The sequence below is a fragment of the Streptosporangium sp. H16 genome (genome assembly GCF_051918855.1).
Lineage (GTDB): Bacteria > Actinomycetota > Actinomycetes > Streptosporangiales > Streptosporangiaceae > Streptosporangium.
In genome coordinates, this window is record NZ_JBPXMD010000135.1 from 1 (window position 1) to 638 (window position 638).

The 638-nt window shown below is 71.5% G+C and carries 1 protein-coding gene; it reads left to right on the forward strand.

What is annotated here, in order from left to right; genetic code table 11:
- A partial coding sequence (locus ACTOQ2_RS44025; RefSeq protein WP_440108011.1) for an ATP-binding protein occupies positions 1-638 on the forward strand: 638 nt, incomplete at both ends.

A 638-nucleotide genomic window follows, 5' to 3' on the forward strand; every position in this document is an offset into this window, starting at 1 on the left:
GTGGCGGGCACCAGGGATCCGGTCTCCGGGAGCGAGGAGGTCGTCGCCTTCGCGCGCGAGCACGGCCTGCCGATCGCGATCAAGGCCGCGTACGGCGGCGGCGGGCGCGGGCTGAAGGTCGCGCGCACCCTGGAGGAGATCCCGGACCTGTATGACAGCGCGGTCCGCGAGGCCGTCACCGCGTTCGGCAGGGGCGAGTGCTTCGTCGAGCGCTACCTGGACCGGCCGCGGCACGTGGAGACCCAGTGCCTGGCCGACGCCCACGGCACCGTGGTCGTGGTGTCCACCCGCGACTGCTCGCTGCAGCGGCGCCACCAGAAGCTGGTCGAGGAGGCCCCGGCCCCGTTCCTGTCGCCCGAGCAGCTCGAGATCCTCTACACCGGCTCCAAGGCGATCCTGCGCGAGGCGGGCTATGTCGGGGCGGGCACGTGCGAGTTCCTGGTGGGCCAGGACGGCACGATCTCCTTCCTGGAGGTCAACACCCGCCTGCAGGTCGAGCACCCGGTCTCCGAGGAGGTGACGGGCATCGACCTGGTACGGGAGATGTTCCGCATCGCCGACGGTGAGGAACTCGGCTACGGCGACCCCGTGCTGCGCGGCCACTCGATCGAGTTCCGGATCAACGCCGAGGACGCCGG